The following is a 426-nucleotide window of genomic DNA, read 5'->3' as shown; positions in this document are numbered from 1 at the left end:
CGAGCTGGTCGGTCTGGGACGCCAGGCGCCCGGCCGGATCGTAGGTGCTGCGCACACCGGTGCGGGTGTCGCCCTGGCCGGGCGCGCCCTGGGTGAGGGATTTAGCCGTCTGGCGTCCGGCGAGGTCGCGGGTGAGGGCTGCGGTGAACTCCTGCCCCGGATACAGCTCCGGTGCGGCCGGGCTCAGCACGGTGCTGTGCGCGATGCCGCCAGGCCCGTAAGAGGGGGTGGCGGTGACCTCGCCGCTGGTTGAGGTCAGGGTCCGCCCGAGTGCGTCGGTCTGGGCGGCAGAGCCGGCGGCGGGGGTGCCGTCGGCGAAGACGACCTTCGCCGAGGTGGTCCGGGCCGCAGTGTCGGCGTCCTGCACGGACACCGCGCGCGCATCCGCCAGCGGGGCATCCTTCTGGTCTGCGCCCAGGACGCCCT

The 426-nt window shown here is 74.4% G+C and carries 1 pseudogene; it reads right to left on the bottom strand.

The annotated features are described in order from the left end of the window. Positions 1-426, bottom strand: a pseudogene (locus tag IF89_RS39730) (hypothetical protein); the annotation flags it as partial.

Origin of the sequence: Streptomyces sp. NRRL F-2664 (genome assembly GCF_000719345.1) — a bacterium.
Taxonomy (GTDB): domain Bacteria; phylum Actinomycetota; class Actinomycetes; order Streptomycetales; family Streptomycetaceae; genus Streptomyces.
This window is presented reverse-complemented; position numbering and strand designations above follow the sequence as displayed.